The sequence below is a fragment of the Mesorhizobium sp. M7A.F.Ca.MR.362.00.0.0 genome, assembly GCF_004023175.1.
Lineage (GTDB): Bacteria > Pseudomonadota > Alphaproteobacteria > Rhizobiales > Rhizobiaceae > Mesorhizobium.
Map to the genome: position 1 here is coordinate 1 of NZ_RZTF01000555.1, position 3176 is coordinate 3176.

The 3176-nt window shown below is 61.4% G+C and carries 4 protein-coding genes; 2 read left to right on the forward strand and 2 right to left on the reverse strand.

The window, feature by feature from the left end; all coding sequences use genetic code 11:
- Both EOC06_RS35010 and EOC06_RS35015 read right to left on the reverse strand, forming a co-directional pair.
- The coding region (locus tag EOC06_RS35010) for a DedA family protein (RefSeq protein ID WP_164898921.1) at positions 1-445 on the reverse strand (445 nt) is incomplete at its 3' end.
- Complete coding sequence (locus EOC06_RS35015) at positions 442-1005, reverse strand: DUF1003 domain-containing protein (RefSeq protein ID WP_127321220.1); 564 nt, start codon at positions 1003-1005, stop codon at positions 442-444. The genes EOC06_RS35010 and EOC06_RS35015, both read right to left, overlap by 4 nt.
- A 92-nt stretch (positions 1006-1097) precedes the next feature.
- Here EOC06_RS35015 and EOC06_RS35020 point away from each other — a divergent pair, with 92 nt between their 5' ends.
- Together EOC06_RS35020 and EOC06_RS35025 are read left to right on the forward strand one after the other, a co-directional pair.
- Positions 1098-1814 (forward strand): DNA-3-methyladenine glycosylase I, encoded by a 717-nt coding sequence (locus EOC06_RS35020; RefSeq protein ID WP_128309957.1) that lies wholly within the window; start codon positions 1098-1100, stop codon positions 1812-1814.
- 129 nt (positions 1815-1943) lie between these two features.
- A partial coding sequence (locus tag EOC06_RS35025; RefSeq protein ID WP_128309958.1) for an NAD+ synthase occupies positions 1944-3176 on the forward strand: 1233 nt, incomplete at its 3' end.

Genomic DNA, 3176 nt, shown 5'->3' on the forward strand with positions numbered 1-3176 from the left:
GTCCAAAGACATAACCGATCGTGCCGAACAGCACCGCCCAGACCGCCGATGAAAGCGCGTTGAGGATGACGAAGCGCGGCGCAGCGATGTTGGAAAGCCCGGCTGCAATGCCGCCGACGAGGCGCATGCCGTAGATATAGCGGTTGGACAGCACGAAAATGTCGGGATGGGTATTGAGCAGACGAAAGGCGCGGCGGAAGCCGGGCCGTTTGCGCAACCTGACGACATAGGGATGGTCGGCGAAGCTTCGTCCGAGGATGAAGAAGAAAGTATCGCCGACGAAGGCGCCGAGCGCCGCCGCAAGAACCGCGTGCCACAGGACGAAGACCTGCTGGTGGGCGAAGAAACCGCCAAGAATGGCGGCACTTTCGCCCTCCGCGACGCAACCGATAAAGACCGCGAGCAGCCCGTATTGTTCGATGAAATGATGGATCGCGTCGGTCATGAAGCCGACTGCTGCGAAGACAGCCTTTCGTCGATCCGCTTGATCATTTCGGTCAGTTGCACGATCTCGTCGCGCATACCGAGAATCTGGCCGTGGCGCAGTTCATCCAGCTTTTCATGCAGCGCCATGATCTCGATCTCGGCTTTCAGGTTGACCTCGTAATCGTGGGCGGCGTCGATGCGGTCGCGTTCGGTCTGGCGATTCTGCGCCATCATGATCACCGGCGCCTGCAAGGCGGCGACCATCGACAGAACGAGATTGAGGAAGATGAACGGGTAGGGATCGAAGGCGTCACGCGACAGCAGCCAGACATTGGCTGATGTCCACAGGATCAGAAAGGCGATGAAGGTCAGGATGAAGGACCATGACCCACCGATGCGGGCGATCGTGTCGGCGAGCCGGTCGCCGAAGGTCTGGTGGAAGGCGACGGCCTTGTTGGTGTCGCGCGAGATGGTGGTGCGTTCGAGCGTCGATTGCAGCACCCGGCTTTCGAGCTGGCTGAGGCCGTCCGGCCGCCGCTTGAGCCAGCGGTTCGCCAGGTCGTCGATCGTCTTGTTCATGGCCATCTCCAGGGTCTTTGGCTTGCCGTAAGAGGTAGAGGCTGCCGGCTCACACGGGAAGTGTTAGATTGATTCCAGTTGCCGAGGGACCAATGGCCGATTTCAAGAAAATTCGCGCACGCGCCGCAAAACGCAAGGGCGGCGAAGAGGAACTGACGTCGCTGCTGGGTCCGGCGCCTGACAATGCCGCCGTGGCTGACATCGCCGATGACCGCATTCTCTCTGTTATGGCCGAACGCGTCTTCGCCGCCGGTTTCGTCTGGCGCGTCATCGAGCAGAAATGGCCGGGCTTCGAGGAGGCGTTTCTGCGCTTCGAGCCGAAGCGGCTGTTGTTCCAGCCCGATGATTTCTGGCACGATCTGACGGCCGACCAGCGCATCGTGCGCAACCCGCAGAAGATCAGATCCGTGCGCGACAACGCCGCCTTCGTCGAGCGCGTGTCGAAGGAATATGGCGGCTTCGGCCAATTCCTTGCAAACTGGCCTGATGACGACCAGGTCGGGCTGATGGCCTGGCTCGGCAAGCATGGCAGCCGGTTGGGCGGCAATACGGGCCAGTATTTCCTGCGCTGGCTGGGTTGGGATGCGTTCGTCATCTCGGGCGATATGGCCGCGGCGTTGCGCGACGCCGGCCTCGACATCGCCGAAAGCCCGACTTCGAAGAGGGACCTCGACAAGATCCAGGCACAGATCAACCAGTGGGTGGTGCAGACAGGCCTGCCGCGCCGGCATATTTCACGCATCCTGGCGATGTCGATCGGCGAGAATCATTCGCCGCAAGCGTTGCGCGAATATATGGGCGACGATTGATACCTGGTCGTCTCGCCACGATTGAAGCACGTCGATCGGTCCGCACACGATTGACGTATGTCATTCGGTCCGAATTGGTCCAAACGAACGCCATTGCCCGGGCAATTTTGCCGCGCTAAGTCAGCAGGCATGACCAAGAAGCTCGACATCCTGCGCATCGCCGTCGCCCAGCTCAATCCGACTGTCGGCGACATATCAGGCAATCTCGCCAAGGCCCGCGAGGCGAGGGCGGATGCCGCACGTCAGGGCGCCGATCTCGTGCTCTATACCGAGCTTTTCCTCGCCGGCTACCCGCCGGAGGATCTGGTGCTGAAGCCGGCCTTTTTGAAAGCCTGCGAAAAGGCGGCACAGGATTTTGCCGCCGACACCGCGGATGGCGGTCCCGGCGTCATCATCGGCACGCCGTTGAAGCGCAAGAGCGGCACGCATAATTCGATCGTCTTCGCCGATGGCGGCAAGATCATTGCCGAACGTTACAAGCTCGATCTGCCGAACTACGGCGAGTTCGACGAGAAGCGCGTCTTCCAGGCTGGACCCGAGATCCAGGGGCCGGTCAATTTCCGCGGCGTGCGCATCGGAGTTCCGATCTGCGAGGACATCTGGGGCGATGTCGATATCTGCGAGTCGCTGGCCGAAAGCGGGGCGGAAATCCTGCTGGTGCCGAACGGCTCGCCCTATTATCGCGCCAAGATCGATGTCCGCCACCAGGTCGTCATCCGCCAGGTCATCGAATGCGGGCTGCCGATGATCTATGCCAACCAGCTTGGCGGGCAGGACGAGTTGATCTTCGACGGCGCGTCGTTTGCCATTGGCGCCGACAAGACGCTTGCCTTCCAGATGAGCCAGTTCGAGGAAGCGGTCGACATCACCACCTGGAAAAGACAAGGGGATCACTGGGTCTGCTCGGAAGGGCCGATGTCGAAAATCCCGGACCGGGAGGAGGCCGACTATCGCGCCTGCATGTTGGGCCTGCGCGACTACGTCAACAAGAACGGCTTCAAGAATGTGGTGCTTGGTCTGTCCGGCGGCATCGATTCGGCGATCTGCGCGGCGCTCGCCGTCGATGCGCTCGGCGAGGAACGCCTGCGCGCCGTCATGATGCCCTATCGCTACACCTCGAAGGACTCGCTGAAGGATGCCGAGGATTGCGCCCGGGCGCTCGGCTGCCGCTACGACATCGTGCCGGTCTTCGAGCCGGTCGAAGGGTTTCTGCACGCGCTGACGCAGATGTTCGAAGGCACCAAGGAAGGCATCACCGAGGAGAATTTGCAGAGCCGCGCGCGCGGCACCATCCTGATGGCGATCTCCAACAAGTTCGGCTCGATGGTTGTCACCACGGGCAACAAGAGCGAGATGTCGGTT